The 24,287-nt window shown below is 66.7% G+C and carries 18 protein-coding genes; 8 read left to right on the forward strand and 10 right to left on the reverse strand.

All coding sequences use genetic code 11. The features are described from left to right. Window positions 1–49: 49 nt before the first annotated feature. Window positions 50–8,815, forward strand: a complete 8,766-nt coding sequence (locus OHA10_RS29260; protein WP_371401969.1) for an RHS repeat-associated core domain-containing protein — start codon at window positions 50–52, stop codon at window positions 8,813–8,815. Window positions 8,816–8,833: 18 nt separating this feature from the next. Beyond that, complete coding sequence (locus tag OHA10_RS29265; RefSeq protein WP_371401970.1) at window positions 8,834–9,193, forward strand: hypothetical protein; 360 nt, start codon at window positions 8,834–8,836, stop codon at window positions 9,191–9,193. A 200-nt stretch (window positions 9,194–9,393) separates the two neighbouring features. On the opposite strand, the gene OHA10_RS29270 is transcribed toward OHA10_RS29265, so the two are convergent. Further along, on the reverse strand, window positions 9,394–10,146 hold the full coding sequence (locus OHA10_RS29270) for a phytanoyl-CoA dioxygenase family protein (protein ID WP_371401971.1): 753 nt from the start codon (window positions 10,144–10,146) through the stop codon (window positions 9,394–9,396). 108 nt (window positions 10,147–10,254) lie between these two features. Here OHA10_RS29270 and OHA10_RS29275 point away from each other — a divergent pair, with 108 nt between their 5' ends. Beyond that, window positions 10,255–11,046 (forward strand): AraC family transcriptional regulator, encoded by a 792-nt coding sequence (locus tag OHA10_RS29275; RefSeq protein WP_371401972.1) that lies wholly within the window; start codon window positions 10,255–10,257, stop codon window positions 11,044–11,046. 55 nt (window positions 11,047–11,101) lie between these two features. On the opposite strand, the gene OHA10_RS29280 is transcribed toward OHA10_RS29275, so the two are convergent. After that, window positions 11,102–12,076, reverse strand: a complete 975-nt coding sequence (locus OHA10_RS29280; protein WP_371401973.1) for a zinc-binding dehydrogenase — start codon at window positions 12,074–12,076, stop codon at window positions 11,102–11,104. A 92-nt stretch (window positions 12,077–12,168) separates the two neighbouring features. Here OHA10_RS29280 and OHA10_RS29285 point away from each other — a divergent pair, with 92 nt between their 5' ends. Then, complete coding sequence (locus tag OHA10_RS29285) at window positions 12,169–13,389, forward strand: ROK family protein (protein WP_371401974.1); 1,221 nt, start codon at window positions 12,169–12,171, stop codon at window positions 13,387–13,389. Between the two features lie 9 nt (window positions 13,390–13,398). On the opposite strand, the gene OHA10_RS29290 is transcribed toward OHA10_RS29285, so the two are convergent. From OHA10_RS29290 to OHA10_RS29315, 6 genes are read right to left on the reverse strand one after another with little or no spacing between them, the layout of a single operon-like run. Next, the gene (locus tag OHA10_RS29290) at window positions 13,399–14,736 is read right to left on the reverse strand and encodes a GH1 family beta-glucosidase (RefSeq protein WP_371401975.1); all 1,338 of its coding nucleotides are present in this window, start codon (window positions 14,734–14,736) and stop codon (window positions 13,399–13,401) included. Then, on the reverse strand, window positions 14,733–15,674 hold the full coding sequence (locus OHA10_RS29295; protein WP_371401976.1) for an aldo/keto reductase: 942 nt from the start codon (window positions 15,672–15,674) through the stop codon (window positions 14,733–14,735). Before OHA10_RS29295 ends, OHA10_RS29290 begins: the two co-directional genes overlap by 4 nt. After that, the gene (locus OHA10_RS29300) at window positions 15,671–16,447 is read right to left on the reverse strand and encodes a VOC family protein (RefSeq protein ID WP_371401977.1); all 777 of its coding nucleotides are present in this window, start codon (window positions 16,445–16,447) and stop codon (window positions 15,671–15,673) included. Before OHA10_RS29300 ends, OHA10_RS29295 begins: the two co-directional genes overlap by 4 nt. Before the next feature lie 14 nt (window positions 16,448–16,461). Further along, window positions 16,462–17,286 (reverse strand): carbohydrate ABC transporter permease, encoded by an 825-nt coding sequence (locus OHA10_RS29305; protein WP_371401978.1) that lies wholly within the window; start codon window positions 17,284–17,286, stop codon window positions 16,462–16,464. Next, window positions 17,283–18,245: a carbohydrate ABC transporter permease gene (locus OHA10_RS29310; protein ID WP_371401979.1), complete on the reverse strand. Its 963-nt coding sequence runs from the start codon at window positions 18,243–18,245 to the stop codon at window positions 17,283–17,285. The genes OHA10_RS29305 and OHA10_RS29310 overlap by 4 nt, the downstream gene beginning before the upstream one ends. 4 nt (window positions 18,246–18,249) lie before the next feature. Then, on the reverse strand, window positions 18,250–19,548 hold the full coding sequence (locus OHA10_RS29315; RefSeq protein ID WP_371401980.1) for an ABC transporter substrate-binding protein: 1,299 nt from the start codon (window positions 19,546–19,548) through the stop codon (window positions 18,250–18,252). A gap of 105 nt (window positions 19,549–19,653) precedes the next feature. On the opposite strand from OHA10_RS29315, the gene zapE reads away from it, so the two are divergent. The 4 genes from zapE to OHA10_RS29335 are packed head-to-tail and all read left to right on the forward strand — an operon-like array spanning window position 19,654 to window position 22,891. Next, entirely contained in the window at window positions 19,654–20,706 is a 1,053-nt protein-coding gene (gene zapE / locus OHA10_RS29320) for a cell division protein ZapE (RefSeq protein ID WP_371401981.1), read from the forward strand. Further along, window positions 20,703–21,356: a hypothetical protein gene (locus tag OHA10_RS29325; protein WP_371401982.1), complete on the forward strand. Its 654-nt coding sequence runs from the start codon at window positions 20,703–20,705 to the stop codon at window positions 21,354–21,356. Before zapE ends, OHA10_RS29325 begins: the two co-directional genes overlap by 4 nt. Window positions 21,357–21,370: 14 nt before the next feature. Beyond that, window positions 21,371–22,240, forward strand: coding sequence for a polyphosphate kinase 2 family protein (locus tag OHA10_RS29330; RefSeq protein ID WP_371401983.1), 870 nt, complete (start codon window positions 21,371–21,373; stop codon window positions 22,238–22,240). Window positions 22,241–22,285: 45 nt separating this feature from the next. Continuing rightward, window positions 22,286–22,891, forward strand: a complete 606-nt coding sequence (locus OHA10_RS29335; protein ID WP_371401984.1) for a DUF998 domain-containing protein — start codon at window positions 22,286–22,288, stop codon at window positions 22,889–22,891. 2 nt (window positions 22,892–22,893) lie between these two features. Here the strand turns inward: OHA10_RS29335 and OHA10_RS29340 are convergent, their stop codons facing one another. Together OHA10_RS29340 and OHA10_RS29345 are read right to left on the reverse strand one after the other, a co-directional pair. Beyond that, window positions 22,894–23,985 carry a Clp protease N-terminal domain-containing protein gene (locus OHA10_RS29340; protein ID WP_371401985.1) on the reverse strand — a complete coding sequence of 364 codons (1,092 nt, stop codon included), beginning with the start codon at window positions 23,983–23,985 and terminating at the stop codon, window positions 22,894–22,896. Continuing rightward, the gene (locus OHA10_RS29345) at window positions 23,985–24,212 is read right to left on the reverse strand and encodes a ribbon-helix-helix protein, CopG family (RefSeq protein WP_371401986.1); all 228 of its coding nucleotides are present in this window, start codon (window positions 24,210–24,212) and stop codon (window positions 23,985–23,987) included. The genes OHA10_RS29340 and OHA10_RS29345 overlap by 1 nt, the downstream gene beginning before the upstream one ends. Between the last annotated feature and the right edge of the window lie 75 nt (window positions 24,213–24,287).

A 24,287-nucleotide genomic window follows, 5' to 3' on the forward strand; every position in this document is an offset into this window, starting at 1 on the left:
GACCTAGCCGGGTCCGCTCGGGGGAGTTGACTGGTTAGCTGGGGGTCTCGTGCGCCGCTTCCGCACTGTCGTTCACCTTCTCCTGCTCGCGTTGATCGGCACGCTTCTCGCGATCGACTCATCGTCCGCAACGTCGAGTCCAGCGGCCGCGACACCGCCCTCCAAGAGCGCCACCGCGAACGCCGCGGCGCCGGCTCTGCAACCGGCGGCGGGTCAGTTCGTCCCGGTGCCCAACGCAACCGTTGTGAATGCGGCATCGGTGGCGGCCGGCGGTGTGGTCACAGCGACTGTCACCGGCGCGAATGGCGTACCAGCAGCTGCGCAGGTCAGCGCGGTCGCCGTGCAGATCAGTGCGATCGGTGTCTCCGCCGCAGGATGGGTGCAGACCTACGCCGCGGGCGCCACACGGCCGTCCGACAGCACGACCAGTTTCGTGACTGGTCGGTACACGGCGACGTACGACGTCGTGCCGGTGTCGGCGAGTGGTCAGATCAGCGTGTACTCGAGCGCGGCGTCGACGGTGTATGTGCGCCTTCGTGGCTACTACACGTCGGCGTCGACTACCACGGCTGGTGCCACGTTCATACCGCTCCCACCGACGACCGTAGTCAATAACCTCTCCCTGGCCACCAACGGCACCTACACCTACACCTTCGCCGGCGCCAACGGCATCCCCGCAACGGCGAACGTTGCGGCCGTCGCAGTGTCCGTCGTCGCGTCGGCGTCCTCGGCGGCGGGGTTCCTGCGCACCTATCCGGCTGGCACGACGGCGCCGGCCGACGCCTCGGTCTACTACCCGGTGACCGTGAACCAGGGCAACTACGAGACGGTGAAGCTGTCGGCTTCCGGGCAGGCTACCTTCGCCGCGACCGGCGCCACACATCTCTATGTTCGGCTCCGCGGGTACTACTTGGTGCCCACAGCAACCACTGCGGGCGCTACCTACGTTCCGGTCGCTCGGGCGTCCGCTGTCAATGGAGTGGCGCTGGCAACCGGCGGTACGACGACGGCCACGCTCGCCGGCGCCAACGGCGTACCGGCCGCCGGCTCGGTGTCGGCAATCGCTGCGAACGTGAACGCGAGTACGCCGACCGCCGGTGGTGTCATCACGGGCTATCCCGCAGGTACGACGCGTCCGTCGGATGCCTCGGTCTATTACGCCAGCGGGGTCACCACCCAGGGACACGACACGCTGGGATTCTCGGCAGCGGGACAGACAACCTTCTACGCGAGCGGCGCGGCGAAGCTGTTCGTGCGGCTTCGCGGCTACTACCTCAAGGCGACCGCACCGCTCGCGCCAACGGCCGTGACGGCGGTTGGCGCTGACCAGTCCGCGACCGTCGACTGGGCCACCCCGAAGGACGGCGGCGCGGCCATCACCGGGTACACGATCACCGCCAATCCCGGAGCCATCAAGATGACGGTCGGGCTCCAGAACAGCGCGATCATCGGCGGTCTGACGAATGGTGTTCCATACACCTTCACCGTTCAGGCGATCAACGCCGTCGGTACCGGTTCGGTTTCGGCGGGCGCGAAGGCCGTTCCGATGGGCGCGGAGGTGCTGTACGCACACGACCTGGCCGGCCGGGTCAAAGCCGCCTTCACCTCGGACGGCGCCGGTGTCGAGTACGTGTACGACGCGGTCGGCAACATCACCGCGACCAAGGCGTTGCCGGCCAACGCGCTGACGATCGTCCAGACCGGAAACCCGGAGGTCGCGCCCGGGGACGAGTACGAGATCTACGGCACCGGATTCGGTCTCGACCCGGCACAGGTGAGCGTGTCGGTCGGCGGTGTCACCGCACCGATCAAGACGCTCCGCCGTAACCACATCACGGTGTCGATCCCTACCGGCACGGCGAGCAGTGCGGTGACGGTGACGGTCGGAGGAGTCACAGTCGGCGCGGGCAGCATCGCCGTACTGGTCGCGCCGCAAGTCACGTCCTTCAGTCCGCTCGTCGCCGATCGCGGAGCCACAGTCACCATCTCGGGCTCCAACTTCGCGCCCAGCACCACGGGCAACACGGTCACCGTCAACGCTATGAAGCTCCAGGTGCTCACCGCGACGCCGACCACCCTCACCGTCAAAGCACCCACGTTCGGCCTCGCCGGCAAGGTCTCAGTCCGCACCAAGGGTGGTACGGCGTCATCGTCGAACCACCTGGCGGTCGTACCGGCGCCGTTCCTGGCCGCCGATGTCGCAGGCGCGCCGCACACCACGATCGGCACGCCGACCGTGATCAACCTCATCACGTCCAACCAGATCGCGCTCGTCACGACCGACGGCACATCGGGCAGGCGGTTCGGGTACAAGGTCGACGAGACCATCAGCGGTTGCTACGAGGCACACATCTGGGGACCGGACCGGAGTGCCGTGTACGCCGAGGAGGAGTTGTGCGGGACGCAGTACATCGAGCTGCCTCGTACTGCGGCCACCGGGACGTACCTGCTCGAGCTGGATCCGCGCGACCCGAGTACGGGGAGCTTCACCGTTACGGCCCAGGAGAGCGCCGACGTGTCCAAGCCACTGACGATCGACGGCCCAGTCGTCAGCAACACCACGACCGTGCCGGTGTCCCACCCGGTCTTCACCTTCACCGGAACCAAGGGTCAGCTTGTCTTCACCAGCCTCGGGGCGTCCAACGAGGCACAGATCGTCGACAACGCGGTTCTGTGGGGACCGAGCGGCCAGAAACTCAAGGAGTCCGGGCAGTTCATCGGTACGTCGTCGGTCAACTACCTGCCGGCGGTCTCGCTGCCCGAGGACGGGACTTACACGCTCGACTTCGACCCAGCCCGGTTCGACGTCGGGACATTCACTGCCCAAGTGACCACCGTCCCGGCCCCGATCACGACGACGACCACGATCGATGGTGCCGCGGGACGGCTGAACATCACGAAGCCGGGTCAGACCGGGTCGGTGAGTCTCACCGGGCAGCAGGGGCAGTTGGTGCACGTCGACTTCGCCTCGAGCACCGTCACCAGCGGCAAGGTGTCCGTGCGCGGTCCGGACGGTTCGTTCTTGTACCGGGACCTGCCGTGGTCGACGTTCCTGCAGTACGAGGTCGACCGGTACACGCTGCCGCAGACCGGGGAGTACATCGTGCTGCTGGTGCCGGGCGGCACCCAGACCGGCGCGATCGACGTCAAAGTGAACTCGGTCGCCGCGGACGCCGTCTACACGACCGTCATCGACGGGCCGGCGAAGGCAGTCGCCAACACGGTCCCTGGGCAGTCGGCGCGACTGACGTTCCCCGCCATTGACGGCCAGCGAGTCATGGTGACCTGCGTCCGGGACGCGGCGCACGATGTCGACGTCAGTTACGACCTTCTGGATCCGGCTGGGCAGCGTGTCGAAAGTGGCCTCTGTGGTGACTTCGACAATGGCATCCTGTTCGATGCACGCGTGATGACTGCGGGGACGTGGACGGTGGTCGTCGATCCCCAGGGCTCGCTGGTGTACGGCCCGACGCTGCAGGTGGTGTCGGTACCGGCGGATTCGGTGATGAGCTCTGCGCTTGGCTCCAACCCGGTCATGACGTTGGCACCCGGCCAGAACGCCACGGTGACCTTCCCGGTCGCCGCCGGCCAGCGGTTCTTCATCGGCTGCACCCTTGCTACTCCGAGCCAGGAGCTTGCTGTCAGCTTCCAACTCCTTCGGCCGGACGGCACCCGACAGGCGACGGCCAATTGCTACTCGTCGAACCAGGGACAGCTCTTCGACACCGCGACGTCGGCGACGGCCGGTACCTGGAGCATCAAGGTCGACCCGCAGTTGAACGCGACGTCGGGCGCGACGCTACGGTTGATCGACGTGCCCGCCGATGTCGTGAAGCCGGCGATCGTCGGCGGCGCCGGTGTGACGGTGGCGACCACTGCTGGTCAGTCCGGGCGCGTCACCTTCTCCGGAGCCGCGAACCAGAAGATCAAGGGCACAGTCACCGCGGAGAGCTACCCGTCCGTGGGTGGCAGCTTCGAGTTGCAGGACCCGAGCGGCGCTCGATTGACGTCGACCTTGCTGACGGCAAACGGTTCGCTGACCTACACGCTGCCGGCGGCTGGTACGTACACGCTGCTGCTTGACCCCGTGTACGCCGACGCAGGATCCGCGACTGTCACGGTCGCGAACACCACGCTGGCCGCCGTTCCGCGAGCACGCGAGCTGCCCACGCACGGCAGTGTCAGGGCGGTGGCGGAGGATCCAGAGGAACCTAGCCTGCCACCGGTCTACCCACGACGCCGGGACGCTTCTTTGACGGGCAAGATCCTCCGCACCGACGGCACGCCGCTGGCCGGGGTGACGGTTCGCGTTGCCGATCGCGCGGTCCGTACCAAGGCGGATGGTTCGTTCGTCCTGACGCGCCTCCCGCAGGGCACCTTCCTGTTCGTGATGGACGGGCGGACGGCCTCGACACGGACGACGAAGTACGGGTACTTCGACGTCCAGGTCAACCTCCGAAAGGGCCGCAACAAGCTGTTCTACCAGCCGTACCTGCCGATCCTGGATACCGCGAACGAGATCGCGATCACTTCGCCGACGACAGCGCCGGTGGTGATCAAGACGCCGAAGGTCAAAGGCCTCGAGGTGCATCTGCCCGCCGGTGTGACCGTCACCGACGCCGACGGCAAGCCTGTGACCCGGATCGGCATCACGCCGATTCCGGTCGACCGGACGCCGATCCCGATGCCGAAGGGCGTTCAGGTCCCCGTCTACTTCACCGTGCAACCGGCCGGCGGGGAACTCCACGGCGGCAAGGGTCAGATCTACTACCCGAACTACTTGAACCAGAAGCCCGGCACGGAGATGAACTTCTGGACCCACGAGAAGTACGCAGAGGGCTGGGAGATCTACGGCCACGGCAATGTCACCTCGGACGGTTCACAGGTCAAGCCGTCGTATGACACCGGCATCGAGAACTTCGACGGTGCGATGATCAACGTCCCGGACTGGCTGGAGGCGCTGGCCAAGGGCGTTCTCGAGGCGCTCGGATCGGCTGGTGACCCGATCGACCTGGGGACCGGGCGCTTCACCTATACACAGTCGGACCTGTCGCTGGGCGGGTTCATCCCGATCGAGGCGCAGCGCGCCTACAACTCCGGTGACGGCCGGGCCAGACCGTTCGGCCAGGGGACTCTCGGCACCTACGACACGTTCCTCACCTCGAAGAGACAGTGGGAGGAGCTGGACCTCAACCTCATCGACGGGTCTCAGGTGCACTATGTGCGCACCTCGCCCGGCAACGGGTGGACCGATGCCGCGTTCGCGGCGACCGGGACGTTCGGCCAGTTCGCCGGGTCGACGGTCGTCTGGAACGGCGCCGGCTGGGATCTGCGGCTTCGCGACGGTACGACGCTCGTGTACGGCGACCTCGCACCGCTGCAATCGATCCGCGACCGCTTCGGCCACACGATCAAGATCCGTCGGATCGCCAAGAACGAATACGGCAGCCAGATCGGCGCGATCGTCTCGGTGACGTCGTCCGAGGGCTACTGGTTGGCCTACGACTACAACACTGCCGGCCAGGTCACCGCCATTCACGACAACGCCGGCCGTACGGTCTCGTACACCTACGAGAACGGGTTGCTGAAAACTGTCACGGACGTGAACGGCGGCATCACGACGTACGGCTGGGACACATCGAAGCGCCTCACTACTATCACCGATGCCAAGAACCAACTGTTCCTTACCAACACCTACGACGCGAACAACCGGGTGATCCAGCAGAAGCTGGCCGACGGTGGGCTCTACAAGTTCGACTACACCCTCGACAGCACAGGTAAAGGCGTCACCAAGACCACCGTCACCGACCCTGCGGGCGCTAAACGCACCGTCGAATACGACACAGCCGGCTACCTTGTGAAGGACACCAGCGCTGTAGGTACTGCGTCTGAACGCGGCCATACCATCGAACGCGACCCCACTTCCCACGTCCCGACGAAGTCCACCGACACCGACGGACGGACGATGGTCAGCATCTACAACGCCGACCTGCAGTCCACATCGACGACGGTCACCCTCGGCACCGAGCAGCAGCAGGAAACCGCGACCTACAACGGTCCTGAGGGCGCGATGGATTCCGCCACCGATGCCCTCGGCAACACCACCCACTACACCTTCGATGCCGCCGGCAACGTTGCCACCGTCACCGACGCGGAAGGCCGCAAGCTCGACTACGAGTGGGACAAGGATGGCCTGCTCACAAAACAGACTGTCGAGGGTGCCGGCTCGACGACGTACGAATATCAGGACGGTGCGACGTCGGCCGTGACGGACGCGCTTGGCCGAAAGACGACCTACGACTACGACGATGTCGGACGCCTGATCCAGACCGTCAGCCCAGACGGAGGAATGTCGTCGGTGCAGTACGACGCCGCTGATCAGGTGTTGTCCAGCAAGGACCCGATGGGCGCCACCACGGTCTCGACGTACGACAAGAACGGCAACCAGGAGACCTTGAAGGACGCGCGCGGCGGAACCTCGACGTGGACCTACGACATCGCCGACCGGGTTAGCCAGTTGACCGATCAGGTGGGCAAATCGACCTACTACACCTACAACCCGCTCGGCAGACCAGAGACGGTTACCGATCGGCGCGGAAGCACTACCGAGTATCGGTATGACGACCTGCAGCGTCAGGTGTTCACCGGCTACGGCCGTACCGGGTCGCCAGGCGCGTATCAGTACCAGTCGACGCTCACCTCGGCGTACGACGACAACGGTCGGCTCAAGTCGGTCACCGACTCGACGCCGGGTGCGGGCACGATCTCCTATACCTACGACAACCGGGATCGCCTCTCGACCGAGACCAGCCCGCAAGGGACCATCACGCGAGAATGGGACGACGCCGACAGGTTGAAGACTCTGAGGGTCCCTGGCCTGCCGGACACCACGTACCAGTACGACAAGACCGATCGCCTCACCCAGGTCACCCGCGGAGGTGTGACCGCGTCGTACGGGTACGACATCACCGGTCGGCTGAAGACGCAAACCCTCCCGGGAGGAGTGGTGCGGACATCCGGCTATGACCCGTCCGGGTTGCTGACCGATCTCAGCTTCGCGTCGGGTTCGCAGGTTCTCGGCACCGTCACCTATCACTACGACAGCGCGGGCAGACTCGACCGTACGGGCGGAACATGGGCCCGCTCGGATCTCCCGGCGCCGGTTACATCAGCTCAGTTCGATCCGGCCAACCGGCTGACGTCACTGGACGGCGTGAGCCGCCAGTACGACCCCGAAGGACATCTGCTCTCGGACGGCTCGTCGACCTACACCTGGAATGCCCGCGGCGAGCTGGTCTCGACAGCGGGCGCGGCCGGTGCGACGCAGATGCGGTACGACGCTCTCGGCCGGCGGATCGGGACGTCGGTCGGTGCGGACAATTGGAGCCTGCAGTATGACGGCAACAACCTGCTCGTCGAGGACGGACCCGGCAGCGCGGACGCGACGTACCTGTCCGCACTGGGGACCGACTCGGCGATAGCCCGCGTCGACGGTCTGGACGGTGCCGGAGGAGCTTCGGCGCTGCTGACGGACGGACTTGGCTCGGTGATCGCGCGAACCACGCCGGGGACCGCGAGCATTGCGGCGGAGTACACGTACGGGCCATACGGCAGCGGGCGGTCCAGCCTTGCCGCTGACCCGAACTCGGTGCGGTACACCGGGCGCGAGTCGGGTCCTGGAACACCTGCCGGTCTCCAGTTCAACCGCGCAAGATGGTACGAACCGAGCACCGGCCGGTTCTTGTCAGAGGATCCAGAGGGCTTTGACGCTTCCGGGCCGAACCTGTACGCGTACGTCGACGGCGACCCCGTCGATGCAACCGATCCGAGTGGCGGGATGCCGCAGATCGTCGTCGCTTGTGCGAGCGGTGCGGTCATCAACACCGTCGCCGGAGCGCTGCTGGGCCGAAAACACACCGCAGGCGACTATCTACGTGGTCTGGGCAAGGGATGTGCCGAGGGCGCGCTGATGTTCGTCGGCGGCGAGTTCCTCGGAGTCGGGTTGCGGTCCGTCAAACCGCTGACCAAGGAACTAGACGAAGCCGCAGAGGCGGCGGCACGGGGATGTCCGCGCAGTTTCAGCGGCGAGACGCAAGTGCTGATGGCGGACGGCACCACCAAGCCGATCTCACGGGTCGAGGTCGGTGACAAGGTGCTGGCGACGGACCCGACGACAGACGAGCAAGGCCCGCATGAGGTTACAGCGCTCATCGAACATCCAGATGATCTGCTCGACTTCGAAGTCGCAGGTGGAGAGGTAGCGACCACGAAAGATCATCCGCTCTGGAACGCGACCGACCGGAGGTTTGAGCAGGCGTCAGACTTCGACCCAGGCGATCAGGTCCTTTCGGCCGACGGCAGCCACCGCGCGGTCGGCGGGCTGCGGCCTGGCAGCGAGCATCGAACATCGGCCTACAACCTCACCGTCGAAGGTGTGCACACGTACTACGTTGTCGCCGGGGCGGCGTCGATTCTGGTTCACAACACGAACTGTGGAATCCCGAGCCATTACAATGCGCGCGGCGCGGAAGGCGTCGATGAGATGACTGCAACACTTGAGCGGTTCTACCAGCGATCGGACATCTACAGCGAGACATACGGCGACGGGTTCAACTTCTGGACGCCGTACGGCAGGCGGGAGGTGGACATCGCGGTTAAGAACGAGAACGGTGGACTGGATCTCTTCGAAGTGAAGGTCGACAAGTCGAACTACTACCGTACGCAACGGAAGAAGGACGAGTGGCTTGAGAAGACGTACGGCTTCAAGACCACCGTCCTGCGGCGGAGTACAGCATGTCCGATCTGCACCCCCTAGCGTCCTCGGAAGGAAGCTGTGACCAGCGATTTCGGTTTCTGGAAGCAAGGTTCTGGTGACCCCCTGGAGATCTTCGATGATCTCGCCGAGGGCATCACCGACAGGCTGATCTCCAGTCCAGACGTCCTGCGGTTCCGAGAGGCGATCGTGAGCCGGTGGCCGGACCTCGAAGATTCGCTAGAACCTGCCGCATACCAACTGGAAGAAAGCCCTGGCGAGGACGAGAAATTCGTACTTCTCGGGCTTGCACGGCGTCACCTCGAACATATTCCCGACATCTTCGCCCTAGCCGACCGGTACGGCTTGGTTGGCTACAGCGGAGTAGGCGGTGAGCCGATCGGCAGAACGTCTCCCGAGCCTCACATCGAAGGTGACTGATCCCAGAGTCCTGATCTCCGAACAGCGGGTCATTTGTTCAGCGCCAACATGCTGCACTTCCGGGAGGACCTGCTGTGACGCTTCCCAAAAGTGACGCATGAGTTGGAGTAGGGGTCTCGCGAAGCCACATGGGCTGGTCGGGTCCAGCGGCGTCGCGCGTGAGCCGGTCTTCTTCGAGGTTTGGAGGCCTGATTCGGGGGTTAGCGGTCGGCGATGTTTTGGCCGGACTTGAGGAAGGGGTCGAAGGAGCCGTGGGCGCCTGTGCCGTCTTTGGACGGGATGATTTCTTTGGAGTATTGGGCCAGGTAGACGCGGCGGTGTTTGTCGGTTCGGTTGGGGCCGCTGCGGTGGATTACTACGCTGGAGAAGACGACGATGGAGCCGGCCGCGGCCGTCATCGGGATGCCTGGGTCGGGGCCGAAGTAGCAGACCAGGTCGTTGAGGGCCGGGTCCTGGATGTGTTTGATGTAGGACCGGATGCCGGACCTCGAGTAGGGCAGTAGGTAGACGGAGCCGTTCTCCTCGGTGACGTCATCGAGTGCGATCCAGCAGGTGAGGTACGGCGCGTGGTCCTCGTGGACGTAGCCGGAGTCCTGGTGCCACGCGAACGCCGTGTCCGGGTCGCCGGCCTTGATCACGTACTGCTCCCAGAACAGCCACGCGTCGTCGCCCAGTGTCGCGCGGCAGATCTCCGCCATCGTGTCGCTGAACAGGAACTGCCGCAGTTCCGGCCGGTCCTGGTAGATCATGCTGCTGAAGTACCGCTTGCCCCGGTGGTTGATGCCGAGCGAGTCGGTGCCGGCCTCGTCCATCGCGGCGTCGAGTTTGTCGATCGAGTACTGCGCTCCGCCGCGCAGCAGCTCGAGCTGTTCGTCGGTGAGCACGCGGTCCAGCACGAAGTACCCCTCGTCGCGGAACTGCGCAAGATGCTCCGGGGTGACCAGGTCGTTCATGGAAGTCCTCTCGATCGGCTTACCAGAAACGCTAGGACGGCAACGAAGGACAGAGAATGTCTCCCCGCGACCCGGACATGAACATTTTGGCGCGCTACCGTACCTGCCATGACCGAGCGCACGATCGTCACGATCGCCGAAGGCCCGGTGACCAGGCTCGGTCAACTGGCGCTCGCGGGCGAGGTGGTCGACTCCGAACCGATCATGTCGGCCGAGCTCCGGGTGATGGACGGGTACGTGCTGTCGGTGCTGATCGATGGCGAGGGCAACTATCGTGACGGCGACGGCCGCGCGGAGCGGATCACCGGCGGCGCGCACACGCTCGTCCCGCCGAGGTTCCCGCACACCTACCACACCGATCCGGGGGAGCGGTGGACCGAACTGTTCGTCGTCTTCACCGGCCCACTCTTCGACGCCCTCCCGCACCTCACCGGTGCCGGCCCGCGCTACCCGGTCCCGCAACCCCCGATCGAAGCGCTCCGCACCGTGCTCCGTGCACGCCCCAAGTCCCGCCGGGCCGCCGAACACCAACTCCTGGCCCTGGCCGACTGGCTCGTCGACGTCGAGGACACCCCCGAGGACGACGTGAGCATGGAGATCGTGGACGCGATGGGCCGCCTGGCCGACGACCTCACCGCGAGCACGGCCCTCACCACGATCGCAGCCGAGTCGGGCCTCAGCTACGACACGTTCCGCCGCAGGTTCACCGCACAGGTCGGTCAGACGCCCGCCGCCTTCCGGAACGTACGCCGGTTGGAGGCGGCCGCCACGCTGCTACGTCTGACCGACCTCACCCATCGCGAGATCGCCCATACCCTCGGATTCGCCGACGAGTTCCACCTGTCACGCCGATTCCGCTCGCATTTCGGTGTCGCCCCGCGCGACTACCGGCGTACCTGAAGCACCGGCGGCGGGTCGTGGGCCGGGCGCCTGTCGTCTGCAGCTTTCCTGACTGTCAGGGGATGAGGACGACCTTTCCGGTCGTGGCGCGCTCTTCGAGCGCGCGGTGGGCGGCTGCGGCTTCCGCCAACGGGAACGTAGTTGTGAGTGCCTTCCAGCGGCCCGAGATTGTTTCCTCGAGGGCTGTGGACTCCAGTTCGCGGAGGCGGGTGACGAGCTTGGCGCCGATGGCCCAGCCGGCGGTCAGGCCGCGGGACATCAGGTCCGTGTGGGTGAACTCGATCGCCCCACCGCCCGACCAGCCGAACATGAACACCCGCCCGCCGTGGCCGAGGAGGTCGAACGCCTGCTGCCCGTTGGCTCCACCAACGCCGTCGAGGAGCACGCTGACCTCGCGGTCGCCCAGGTCGGCCTTCAGGCCCGCGGCCCAGTCCGGATCGTTGTAGTCCAGCGCGTACTGCGCCCCCAGCGACCGCACCAGCACCACCTTCGCCGGTCCACCCGCCAGCCCGATCACGGTCGCCCCGACGTTTCGCCCGGCCTGGACCAGATAGCTGCCGATCCCACCCGCCGCCGCAGTCACCAGTACGACGTCGTCGGCGGTGAGACGGGCCTGGGAGAGAATCCCCGCCGTCGTCCGCCCCGTACCGATCGCTGCCACGGCCTGCGCGGCGTCGACATGCGACGGAAGTTCGTACAGCGAATCGACCTTCGCCACCGCCCGCTCGGCATACCCGCCTGGCACCATGCCGAGATGGACCACGACGCGCTTGCCGACCCAGGAAGCGTCCACGTCCGGCCCGACCGCGCTCACCCGGCCGGCCACCTCCCGCCCCGGGATCGTCGGCAGTTCCGGCACCGGGATCGGACTCCCACCCGTCGAGCCGGAGCGGATCATCGTGTCGACGAGATGGACCCCGGCCGCCTCCACCTCGACCAGCACCATGCCCGGCGCAGGAACCGGGTCCGGCACCTCCTCGTAGACGAGATTCTCCGCCGGGCCGAACGCATGCAATCTGATCGCCTTCATGCTCGGCAACGCTAGAACCTCAACAATGATTGAGGTCAACCTCTGCCACTTCCTTACGTTGTGTACTAAAGTGCGATCCGAGGGAGGGTGACGTGGCGAAGATTCTGAGAGGTGCGACCGCGCAGGAGACCCATAGCGCGATCCTGGACCTGATCCGCTCCAGCGGCACGGTCACCCGCGTCGATCTCGCCGACCGGTCCGGCCTGACCGGCGCGTCGATCTCCCGCGTGGTCAAGCGACTGCTCGCCGACGGCCTGATCATCGAGACCGGGTACGGCGACCCCACCGGCGGCAAACGCGCCACGCTCCTGCAGTTCAACCCCCGCGCCCGGCACGCGGTCGGGATCGCGGTCGACACCCCGAGCACGACGTACGTCGTCACCGACATGAGCGGCCGCGTCATCGAGCAGCTGTCGTCGCGCGGGATCGGGAAGGACGCTCCGGCCACGGCCGTGCAGCGCATCACGGCCGAGCTCGAGGACCTGATCGTGAAGGCGGAGATCGAGCCGTCGACGCTGGTCGGCGTCGGAGTCGCCCTGGCCGGACGACAGGGCCGCGGCGGTACGCGGCTGCTGCGGACGGACTCGGAGAAGTACGCCTGGGAGCCCTTCGCCGTCCGGGACACGCTGAAGGACGCGATCGACCACCCGATCGTGGTGGAGAACGACTCGACCTGCGCGGCGATCGGCGAATTCTGGGCGGGAAAGATCCCGTCGGTGAACGACTTCGCCACCGTCTACATGGCGGCCGGGTTCGGCCTCGGCCTGGTGACGAACGGCGATGTGTACCGCGGCTCGTCGTCGAACGTCGGCGAGATCGGCCACATGGTGCTCGATGTGAACGGTCCGCTGTGCTGGTGCGGCGGCCAGGGCTGCCTGGAGAGTCTTGCCGCGCCCGCCGCGGTCGTCGAACGCGCCGGCCGGGACGAGCAGCTCGCGGACAAGCTCGGCCTCCGCGGCCGTCGGCTGTCCACCCGCTCGGACTTCGCCAAGATCGCCCGTCTGGCCGCCGCCGGAGACCCGCGCTGTGTCGAGCTGATCGAGGAGTCAGCGACGTACCTGGCCAAGGCGCTGCTGTCGATCACCAATCTGCTCGACCTGAACCAGATCATCCTCGCCGGCCCCGGTTTCAGTGAGGCCGGCGATATCTACGTCCGCGTCGCGGCGCAGGAACTCAACCGCCTGTCCTTCGTCCGCGCGATGCATCCCACCCGCGTCGAGCTCTCCAAGCTCGGCCCGAGTGCGGCGGCCCTGGGAGCCGCCTCACTCGTCCTCCACACCCAACTGACCCCGCACCAGAACACTCGGTCCTGAAAGCGGTTCCTAAGCCGTGAGGTGGTCCTTGAGCCAGCGCCCGCTCTTCTTCACGGTGCGGGCCTGGGTCGCGTAGTCGACGTACACGATGCCGAAGCGGCGGCTGTAGCCCCAGGCCCATTCGTAGTTGTCCATCAGCGACCAGACGAAGTACCCCTTGAGCGGGAAGCCTTCGGAGACCAGGTCCTCGCACACGGCGATGTGCTGCTTGAAGTAGTCGAGGCGGTCGTCGTCCTCGATCGCGCCGTCGGCAGTGACGGAGTCCGGGTACGCCGCGCCGTTCTCGGTGACGTACAACGGCAGCTCGGGCGCGAGCTTGTTGATCGTGACCAGGATGTCGCGCAGACCGGTGGCCTGGATCGGCCAGCCCATCTGCGTGCGGGGGAGACCGGTGTCGACGGCAACGACGTTCTCGCTGCCCGGCTGCGTCGACGCGACGGGTGACGAGATCGGTCCGTCCGGTGCCGCGACCGTGGTCGGGCAGTAGTAGTTGACTCCCATGAAGTCCAGCGGCGCCGCGATCAGCCGAAGATCCGCTTCCTGCTCGGCGAACCACGAAGTCATCCCGGTGTCTTCCAGCACGTCCGACGGGTAGCGCCCCGACAGCAACGGTTCCAAGAAGAGACGGTTCCGCAGCCCGTCGATCCGGCGGGCGGCGTCGCGGTCTGCGGGGGAGTCGGTCGCGGCGTGGATCGGCGCCGGGTTCAGCGCGATCCCGTACGACGAACCCTCGGACCGGATCGCCTCCAGCGTCAGCCCGTGCCCGAGCAGCAGGTGATGAACGGCCTTCAACGCATCAGCGCCCTCGGTCCGACCCGGCGCGTGCTCACCGTTCCCGTAGCCGAGGAACGCCGAGCACCACGGCTCGTTCAGCGTCATCCAGTGCTTGATGACGTCGGACAGCCCCTCGTGCGCCACGGCCGCGTAGTCGCGGAAGCGCTCGGCCGTGTCGCGGTTCAGCCACCCGCCGGCGTCCTCCAGCGGCTGCGGCAGATCCCAGTGGTAGAGCGTCGCGTACGGCGTGACGCCGTTCTCCAGGCACGCCTCGGCCAACCGCCGGTAGAAGTCCAGCCCGGCTGCGTTGGTGGCACCCGATCCACCCGGCACGATCCGCGGCCAGGCGATCGAGAACCGGTACGCATTGAGCCCGAGATCGGCCAGCATCCGGATGTCATCGGCGAACCGGTGGTAGTGCTCGTCGGCCACGTCGCCGTTGGTGCCGTCCGCGATCTTGCCCGGTGTGTGCGCGAACGTGTCCCAGATGCTCGGACCGCGCCCGTCGGTGGAGACCGCGCCCTCGACCTGGTATGACGCGGTCGCCGCGCCCCACGTGAATCCGCTCGTCACGTCGTCTCCTTCTCAACCCAGTACTGCCTGTCCGGAAGTAGGCTACCTAACCGGTTAAGCAACTCGTCCGGGAGGTCCACGGCCAGAGACGCCTCGAGCGCGTCGACCCGGGCCGGCTTGGTGATCCCGACGACCGTGCCGTCGATCCCCGCCTCGTCCACCGAGTGCCGCAACGCCGCGGTCGCGAGGTCGACGCCGTACTCCTGGCAGGCCTTGTCCATCTCGGCCACCGCGTCCAGGACCGCCGGCGGAGCCTCCCGATAGGCGTACTTGGTGGCACCCGCGGGGTTGGCGAGGATCCCGCCGCCGTAGATCGCCGCGTTCACCACCGCGATGCCCTCGGCACGAGCCCGCTGGAAGATGCCGAGAGCCGAATGGTCCACGAGGCTCCAACGGTTGTGCACGAGCAGCACCTCGAACCCACCGAGATCCAGATAGCGGGAGAGCTCGCGAGTGTCGCCACCCGCCAGCCCGACATGCCCGATCTCGCCGTCCGCACGCAGCTGCATCAACGTGTCGACCGCGTCCCGCATCGAGTCGAAGTCGTGGAACTCCGGATCGTGCAGGTAGACCAGCGGCAGCTCGTCCAGCCCGAGCCGCTCCTTGCTCTCGGAGACGCTCGCCCGGACCCGTGCCCCCGAGTAGTCGCCGTCGAGGGCGTCGACCTTCGTGGCGACCAGGAACCCGTCGGGCAGTCCACCATGCTCCTTGATGGCCAGACCGATGCGCAGCTCGCTCTCGCCGTCGCTGTACCCGTTCGACGTGTCGATCCAGGTCAGCGGGCTGTCGAACACCCGCAGTACCAGCTCGATCGCTTCCTGTCGGGTCACGTCGTACCCGAACACCGCGGGCATGCTTCCGAGCCCGCTGCCGCCGGCGCAGACGGCGGACACGGTCAGGCCGGTGGAACCCAGGGGCCGCAGCCAGTTTTCTCTCATGCCTCGGAGCCTACGGCGAACGCGAACCCGTCGCCGTCGACGTAGACCTTGGTCCCGTCCGGCGCGGTCTCCGCCGGCAGGTCGGCGGGCTCGCCCACGAGCTCGGCGTACGCGAAACCGGCGACGTCGAGCTGTGGGGCGCGGGAGCTCTTCTCGACCTCGTAGGTGAACACCTCGAGGACGGTGTCGCCGCCCTTCAGATAGCCGATGTGGAAGCCGCGCTTGTCGTGCGGCTGCTCGATCGTGCCGATGAACGAGAAGCCGTAGTTCCGGTCGTAGTACGCGCTGGTCGCCTCGCGGTCCTCGATCGTCACCGCTACGTGGTCGAACCGCGGCCGCGACGGTACGCCGAGCGCCCGCTCGCGCGCGACCCCGTCCGCGTCCAGGATCTCGGCGTACTGCAGGTCGCCCTGGATCATCTCGAGCAGCGTGCCGTCCGGGTCGTAGAAGAAGCAGATCCGGACGTTGCCCTCGGCATCGAGTGGGTCGAGTTTGAACTCGACTCCGGCATCCTTGAGTACGCCGGCCCGCTCGTCGATCCGGTCGACCTTGAACCCGATGTGCCGGAATCCCTTCTGCAGATCGTCCGGCGACCAGGTGCTCTGCTCCCGGCCGTTGCCCACGGCCCGCAACTCGATCGTCGCGGTGACGGCGTCCAGCACGGCGCGTTGAGCGGTCGGCTCGCCGACCACCTGCAGCTCGAGGAACCTCGTGTAGAACTCGACCGAGCGTGCGACATCCGTGCAGTTGACGACGACGTTCTTGATCGGCATACGCCCTCTTTCGTCTAGTTTTTCACAGCGCCGAGCATCATCCCGGCGACGAACTGCCGCTGCATCCGGACGTAGACGATCACGACCGGTACGACGGACAGCGTGAGGCCGGCGGTGAGGGCCGGCCAGTTCGTGGAGTACTGGCCCATCAGCGTGAACAGCACCGGCTGCAGGGGGAGCGCGTCGGTGTTGCGCAGTACCGTGTTGGCGATCAGGAACTCGTTCCAGGTGGACAGGAACTGGAAGATCACCACGGTCGCGATCCCGGGCCGGGTCAGCGGCAGGATCACCCGCCGGAAGATGGTCAGCTCGCTGCCGCCGTCGACCCGGGCCGCCTCGATCAGCTCGTCCGGCAGGGTCTGGAAGAACGCCCGCATCAGGAACATCGCGAACGGCGCCGACCCGGAGATGTACAGCACCAGCAGCCCGGCCTGACTGTCGAGCAGGCCGAGCGACTTGAGCTCGAGGTACAGCGGGATGATCAGCGCCGTCGACGGCATCATCAGTGTGGTCAGCAGCAGAACGAACAACGTGTTCCGGAACGGGAAGTCCAGCTTCGCGAACGCATAACCGCTGAGCGTCGCGAAGATCAGCACCCCGATCACGGTCACGGAGGTGATCCAGACGCTGTTCCAGAAGTGCAGCGGGAAGTCGATCGACGTCCACGCGTCCTTGTACGCGACGCCGGTGAACTTCCGCGGGATGATCGGCCCGTTGAAGATCGTGTTCTGCTCGCGCAGCGACGTCAGCAGCATCCACACGAACGGGAACGCCATCAACAGGCAGAACGGCAGCAGGACGAACGTCGCGAACGACTTCCCGAGCCACTTGCTCCTCATCGGTCCGCCCTCCGCGTCAGCCAGAGCTGCGCGATGACCGCGAGCGTGCAGAGCACCATCGTCACCACGCTGAAAGCGCTCGCATACCCGAGCTGGGGGATCGAGCCGGACGTCGAACCGAACGCCAGCGAGTACAAGTACGTGCCGAGTACTTCGCTGGCGTGGTTGGGCCCGCCGCCGGTCATCACGAAGATGATGTCGAACGCCTTGAACCCGTTCAGCAGGCCGAGGCTGACGATCAGGCCGGTGACGATCCGCAGACTCGGCACCGTGATGTGGCGGAACTGCTGGACCGTGTTCGCGCCGTCCATCGCAGCCGCCTCGTACAGGTTCGGATCGATGCTCTGCAGGCCGGCGAAGTAGATCAGCATGTTGAACCCGAGCCCGCCCCAGACCGTCACCACGACGATCGCCGGCAGCACGGTCTTGTGGTCGGCCAGCCACGGATGCTGCAGGCTGTCCAGACCGATTGCCCCGAGCAACCGGTTCAGCGTGCCGATGTTCGGGTCGTAGATCAGCTTCCACAGCACCGCCGACACGACGAACGACACGATCCCGGGGATGAACAGGATGGTCCGGACGACGACGCCGACCTTCGACCAGACAACGTTCACCAGCACCGCGGTGACGAGTCCGAGGAAGGTCAGGATCGCGGTCGTCACGCCGGTCAGCACCAGCGTGACGATCAGCGCCCGGCGCGCGATCGGGTCGTGCAGCATCCGGCTGTAGTTGTCGAAGTGCACGAACCGCGGCGACCCGAACCCGCCCCACGAGGTCAGGCTCAGGTACGCCGTGTAGAGGATCGGCCAGAGCACGAACGCCAGGAACAACGCGAACGTCGGCAGCACGAACAGGTAGCCCGCGACCCGTTGCGACTTCCGCAGCGGCGATCCGAACCGGTACGACGTGCGCGCGCCGGACCGCTCGACGACGCGCTGGCGGGAGAGCGCTGTCGCCATCCGATCAGCCGCCCTTGGCGTTCAGGACCGCCTGCTGCATCGCCTTCGCGACCGCCGCCGGCTCGCCGGTACCGTCGAAGATCTTCGCCAGCGGATCGCCGGCCGCGACCGAGCCGGGCCCGAACGGGATGTGCGGGCAGCCGTCGCCGTCGAGCAGCCAGGACGTCATCTGCTTCATGATCGGCAGCTCGATCCGGGCCGCGGCGCTCTTGGTGGCCGGCATCGAGTTCGAGTCGTTCATCGTGGGGGAGTACTGCTCGGCGGAGTACATGAACTTGAGGAACTCCAGCGCGGCGTCCTTGTTCTTGCTGTTGGCCGCGACCGCCCAGCCGGCGCCGGCCTGGTTCGCGGTCCAGTGCCGTTTGCCCGGCGCGATCGCCGGCGTCTTCATCACCTTGTAGAGCTTGTTGAACGCGGGCGTCGCGTCCTTGGTCAGGCCCTGCGGGGTCCAGCTGCCGTTGAACAGCATCGCGGACTTCCCGGTGTAGAAGATCTGCGGCGCCTGGTCGCCGCTGGTGCCCGTCGTACCGGGCTGGAAGACACCGCCCTTGACGATCTTCTGTTGCAGCTCGATCGCCTGGATCACCTTCGGATCCTCGTACGTCGCGCCGTCCTTGAGCTGGTCGAGCTTCAGGTAGTACGTCGGGTCGTCGGCGACCTGCGTGATCAGCGGCAGGAAGAAGTCGAGCGAACTCGTCGTCGGGTTGCAGCTCAGCGCCACCGGGAACTTGCCGGTCGCCTTGATCTTCTGCGACGCCGCGATCAGGTCGTCCCAGGTCTCGATGCCGTCCTCCTCGACACCGGCCTTCTTCAGCAGGTCCGGGTTGTAGAAGATGCCGAACGTCTGCGCCATCCAGCCGACCGCGTACTGCTTGCCGTCCAGGGTGTACTCCTGGTTGGCCGAGTCGAAGAAGTCCTTCAGGAAGTCGTCGCCGAGCTCCTGTTTCAGGTCGGCGGAGATACCGCCGGTGCCGTAGGTCAGCGCCCGTGTGTGCGGCGCGAAGATCTCCGGCACGTCGCCGCCCGCGACCGCGGCTTGCAACGCGGGCAGGTACTGGTCCGGGGTGCCGAAGATCCGGTTCTCGATCTTGATGTTGCTGTGCGCGGCCTCGAACGCGCTGATCAGCTTCGGGAACTGGTCCTCCTGGTCGTTGTACCACGACCACATCCGGACCACGGCCTTGCCGCCGCTGGTGGTGCCACCGCTGTCACTGCCACCGCAAGCCGCGAGCGCGGACCCCAGGCCGAGGGCGCCCACCGCTGTCTTGAGAACTGTCCGCCGCCGCACGTGCTGTTCGCCCATCGGAGACTCCTCAGTTGTTCGCCTACCAACTTCCTAACTGAAAGTAAGAAAGCGGTCAAGGCCGCAGTTGAGTTTCCGAAGTTTTCCCTCGCTTAGGGTTGGGCCATGGTGATCCGGTTGAGCGAGCAATGGCCGGAGGTGAGCCCCGACCGCCTGCTGTCGGAGTGCGTCCCTCCGCCGAGATTCGCCGACGCCCGCTTCACCACCTATCGCCCGAACCCCGAAGAGCCCTCACAGTCCGAGGCGCTCGCGGCCCTCACAGCGCGCGCCGCCAACCTCGCCCAGCCCAGGCAGACCCCCTCGCTCTGGGCCAGGCTCCGCCGCAACTCCTCGGTCCCGGACAAGCAGGGCATCTACCTCGACGGCGGATTCGGCGTCGGCAAGACCCACCTCCTGGCCTCGCTCTGGCACGAGTCGGCCGGCCCGAAGATGTACTGCACGTTCGTCGAGCTCACCAACCTGGTCGGCGCCCTCGGCCTACGGACAGCAGTCGAGAAGCTCTCGTCGTACCGCCTGATCTGCATCGACGAGTTCGAGCTCGACGATCCCGGCGACACGATGCTGATCTCCCGGCTGATCGGTCAGCTGGTCGAGGCCGGCGTCGAGTTCGCCGCGACGTCCAACACGCTGCCCGACAAGCTGGGCGAGGGCCGCTTCCAGGCGGTCGACTTCCTCCGCGAGATCCAGGCGCTCGCCGCGCACTTCGACGTACGCCGGATCGACGGCCCGGACTACCGCCACCGAGGCCTGCCCGTCGCCCCCGATCCCTGGCCCGACGAGAAGGTCGAGCAGGAAGCCGCAGTGCGCCCGAACGCCTCCTGCGACCACTTCGTCGACCTGCACCGTCACCTCGCCGAGCTGCACCCGAGCAAGTACGGCGCTCTGCTCGACGGGATCGAGACGGTGGCGATCACCGACGTACGACCGCTGACCGACGAGAACGTCGCGCTGCGCCTGGTCGTGCTCGCGGACCGGATGTACGACCGCAACCTCCCGCTGCTGGCCGGCGGCGTACCCCTCGACCAGCTGTTCTCGGCCGACATGCTCAAGGGCGGCTACCGCAAGAAGTACCTCCGCGCGCTGTCCCGCCTGATCGCACTCGCCCGCGCGGCGTCCTCCCCAGATGTGATCCCCGGGCGTGCTTCTCTGGACGGATGAGTCGACGCTCCGTCTCGCTGGTGCTGCTGGCAGTCGCGCTCGGGCTGCTGGTCGCGGGCGGGTTCGTCCAGTTCGACGACACCTCCGGCTTCGGCTCCGAGCAATGGATCCTGCCGCTCGGAGGGCTGGCGTTCGTCCCGGCAGTGGCGTCGGTCGTGACCGCATGGCCCGCGCCGAAGGCACGCCTGTGGCTGGGCATCGCCCTGGCCGTCCTGACCGGCCTTCTGGTCTGGCTGAGCATCACCGACGACGGATTCCGCTTCATCTGGAACCGGGATGAGGGTGAACTCGCCCTGCTGGAGTTCACGACCGGCCTGGTTGCTTTCGTGCTGATCGCGAACGGCGTTCAGCCGGCGCCGGCCGGTGAAACAGCGGCGGCAGGACCAGGCGCAGCCCGATCTGGGCCGGGCCGATGGCTGGTCCGTACGGCGGCCTACCTGTGCGGGACGGTCTTCGTGGTGCTGGCGGCGATCGCGGCCGGGGCGGACTACTACACCCGAACCGAGTGCCCTGAGGAGGGAGACTGCCTGGCTCTGCTCGGCGGGTTCGTGTGGGGCGCGGTTGCCCTCCTCGGCTGCGGCGTGGCCGTTCTCGTGATCGAGATCGTGCTGTGGCGACGGCGCAAAACCGCTGAAGTCGCGGGCGGATGAGGCAGGATGTGGAGATGGCGAAGCAGAAGAAGGGCGAGAAGGCTGCCGCTGCTGGGATCCGCGAGCAGCTGCGGGTTCCGGCCGGGCCGGTTGACCTGACGGCGTACGACACGCGTGCGACCCCGGGCTTCGACGGCTCCAAGGACGACGGCAAGGTGGCGCTGGAAGGTCTCGGCGCCGAGGTCTCGGACTGGCAGGAGCGGCTGTTCGCCGAGGGGCGCAAGGGCGGCGAGCGCAGTGTGCTGCTGGTGCTGCAGGGCATGGACACCTCGGGCAAGGGCGGTGTGATCCGGCACGGTGCGGGGCTGATGGACCCGCAGGGCCTGAAGATCACCTCGTTCAAGGCGCCGACGCCGGCCGAGAAGCGGCGCGGGTTCCTGTGGCGGATCAAGCAGGCGCTGCCGGGGGAGGGGATGATCGGGATCTTCGACCGCTCGCACTACGAGGACGTCCTGATCGCACGGGTCCGCAACCTGGTCACCCCGAACGTGTGGGACCGGCGCTACGACCAGATCAACGACTTCGAGGCGGAGCTCGCCGCGAACGGTACGACGGTGCTGAAGTGCTACCTGCACATCTCGCCGGAGGAGCAGCGCGCCCGGCTCGAAGCGCGGCTCGACGACCCGACCAAGCACTGGAAGTACAACCCGTCCGACGTCGACGAGCGGAAGCTGTGGCCCGACTACATGGACGCCTACCACGCGGCGATCGAGCGCTGTAACACGCCGGAGGCGCCGTGGTACGTCATCCCGAGCGACCGCAAGTGGTACCGCAACTGGGCGGTCACCACGATCCTCCTGGAGACGCTACGCGAGCTCAACCCGGAGTGGCCGGTCGCGGACTTCGACATCGAGAAGGAGAAGAAGCGCCTGGCAGCAACCTGACATGAGGGGGTGGCCCGGCCCCTCGGGCCACCTACGGTTACGCCCATGGCGTTGCTGCTGGCGGCTCTTGCCGTCCTGGGGATGGGCGGCTACTTCTGCGTCTTCGGCGCGTTCCATCTGCTGCCGACCGGATATCACCCGATCCGCCATGCCGTGAGCGATTACGGCGTCGGCCGCTACGCATGGCTGTTCCGTTGGGCACTCGTGGCGTCGTCGGTCGGCATCCTCGCGCTGGCCGCGGGGCTCGCGATCGAGCCCGGCACGCCGACCGTGACCCTGCTGCAGTTGGTCTTCCTGTTCCTGATCCCGGTGACACGGCTCGGCATGCTGAAGTACCCGACCGACCTGGAGGGGCAGAGGCTGACCCGGTCCGGGCGGTTGCACTACCTGTTCGCGGTCGCCGCGTTCGCCTTGACGTACTCCGCGATCGCCGGGATGACGCCCGAGCTCGGGTCCGTCGGGGCGTGGTCGTCGGTGAGCGGCTTCCTCTCGGTACTGCGGATCATCGCGCTGGTGTCGCTCGTCCTGCTGGTGATCGCGCTCGTTCCCCGGCTGCGCGTCGTGTTCGGGCTGTTCGAGCGCGGGTTCCTGCTGAGTACCAACCTCTGGTGCCTGACGGCTGCGATCTGCCTGCTCGTCGAAACCGCCTGAGGTCAGCTGTCCGGGTCGATCTCGTGCTGGCGGAGCAGATCGCGGAGTTTGGCGACCTGCTCGTGCAGCCGCTCGTTCTCGTCGAGAAGCGCGTTGAGCTCGTGGATCAGGTGGTGCCGGCGGCCGTACGTCGTCCAGTTCGCGGTGGCGCTCTCGGTGAGCATGTCGGCGACGAGTGATTCGGAGCGCTCGCGCCAGTTCATCCGCTCCTCGAGCTTGCGGCGTACCTGATCGATGTCGGCGGCAAGCTTCGTGATGATCTGGCCGCCGACGCCGTCCCGGTCGTTCAGTACGCCGAGGAGCAGGTGCTCGGGCCGGACCTGCTCCGCCCCACGCGCCCGCGATTCACCCCACGCGTACTCGAACGTGCTCTTGGCCCGCGGCGTGAACGGGATCGACGCCGCGCCGCTCTTCCCACGCCCGATGATCTCCACCACGAGGTCCTTCACGGCCGGCGCGGTGATCCCGACCGCGTTCAGGACCCGCGCGGCGATGCTCTGCCCCTCGGTGATGAGCCCGAGCAACAGGTGCTCCGTGCCGACGTACGCGTGGTCGAAACCGCGAGCCTCCTCCTGCGCCAGAACGATGACCCGCCTCGCCGGGTCGCTGAACTGCTCGTACATCCGAACTCCCCTCCACCATTCCTGCTCGACATCGAATGTCAACGTCTCCTCGCTGAGCAGCAGATCGAGCCGCAGGTGCTCCTCCAGGTCCTCAGGAGTCAGCGGCCGGTGCTCGAGCCGGCTCCGGATGAACGCCCCCGCCTCGCGATGGCTCGCCTGGCCCGCCACGATCCGGTCGAGCAGTTCGTCGACGTACGCCACCGGCTCGAGCTGCAGCTCGGCCCGGTTCAGCGTGACGAACTGCAGTACGACGGCAACCGCCACGACGCGATTGGCCCCGTCGAACGGCCGCGCCCGCACCAGCCCCGCGAGCAGCACGCCCGCGGACTCGGCCAACCCACTGGTCAGCCGCACGCTGTCCAGCACACGCTCGACCGCGTTCAGATCGGTCCGCAGTACTGCGTCCGCCGAGCTGCAGCGCAGCACCCGGGCCGCGATCGCCAGCACGTCGTACGGGCCGAGGTAGCGCATCAGTCGTCGCCCTTGAGCCGGCGCAGCGACTCCTCGTGCCGACTCAGGTTCTCTTCGAGCAGCCGACTGAACTGACTGTCCTGCCGTCGCTGATCAACCAGCGCCGCAATCGCCTCCCGCGCCACATCAGACACCGATCGCCCCTCCACCGAGGCCACTGTCTGCAGCCGCTCGGCCAACTCCGGGTCGAGCCGCAGCAGGATGTTCTTGGTCGCGTCCTTCGCCATAGATATCAAGATATCACGCTAGCTGCAGTCGCAGTCTGTGACGACCTCTGGGCGCTGGGGCCACAGCTCCGTTAG

Origin of the sequence: Kribbella sp. NBC_00662, from assembly GCF_041430295.1 — a bacterium.
In the GTDB taxonomy this organism is placed as follows: Bacteria; Actinomycetota; Actinomycetes; order Propionibacteriales; family Kribbellaceae; genus Kribbella.

Excerpts from the sequence above, each read along its gene's own strand:
- OHA10_RS29325 (WP_371401982.1), top strand. The coding sequence starts at position 20,703 with ATGAGTCGACGCTCCGTCTCGCTGGTGCTGCTGGCAGTCGCGCTCGGG.
- OHA10_RS29305 (WP_371401978.1), bottom strand. The coding sequence starts at position 17,286 with ATGAGGAGCAAGTGGCTCGGGAAGTCGTTCGCGACGTTCGTCCTGCTG.
- OHA10_RS29270 (WP_371401971.1), bottom strand. The coding sequence starts at position 10,146 with ATGAACGACCTGGTCACCCCGGAGCATCTTGCGCAGTTCCGCGACGAG.
- OHA10_RS29310 (WP_371401979.1), bottom strand. The coding sequence starts at position 18,245 with ATGGCGACAGCGCTCTCCCGCCAGCGCGTCGTCGAGCGGTCCGGCGCG.
- zapE (WP_371401981.1), top strand. The coding sequence starts at position 19,654 with ATGGTGATCCGGTTGAGCGAGCAATGGCCGGAGGTGAGCCCCGACCGC.
- OHA10_RS29345 (WP_371401986.1), bottom strand. The coding sequence starts at position 24,212 with ATGGCGAAGGACGCGACCAAGAACATCCTGCTGCGGCTCGACCCGGAG.
- OHA10_RS29280 (WP_371401973.1), bottom strand. The coding sequence starts at position 12,076 with ATGAAGGCGATCAGATTGCATGCGTTCGGCCCGGCGGAGAATCTCGTC.
- OHA10_RS29330 (WP_371401983.1), top strand. The coding sequence starts at position 21,371 with ATGGCGAAGCAGAAGAAGGGCGAGAAGGCTGCCGCTGCTGGGATCCGC.
- OHA10_RS29275 (WP_371401972.1), top strand. The coding sequence starts at position 10,255 with ATGACCGAGCGCACGATCGTCACGATCGCCGAAGGCCCGGTGACCAGG.
- OHA10_RS29295 (WP_371401976.1), bottom strand. The coding sequence starts at position 15,674 with ATGAGAGAAAACTGGCTGCGGCCCCTGGGTTCCACCGGCCTGACCGTG.
- OHA10_RS29300 (WP_371401977.1), bottom strand. The coding sequence starts at position 16,447 with ATGCCGATCAAGAACGTCGTCGTCAACTGCACGGATGTCGCACGCTCG.
- OHA10_RS29340 (WP_371401985.1), bottom strand. The coding sequence starts at position 23,985 with ATGCGCTACCTCGGCCCGTACGACGTGCTGGCGATCGCGGCCCGGGTG.
- OHA10_RS29335 (WP_371401984.1), top strand. The coding sequence starts at position 22,286 with ATGGCGTTGCTGCTGGCGGCTCTTGCCGTCCTGGGGATGGGCGGCTAC.
- OHA10_RS29315 (WP_371401980.1), bottom strand. The coding sequence starts at position 19,548 with ATGGGCGAACAGCACGTGCGGCGGCGGACAGTTCTCAAGACAGCGGTG.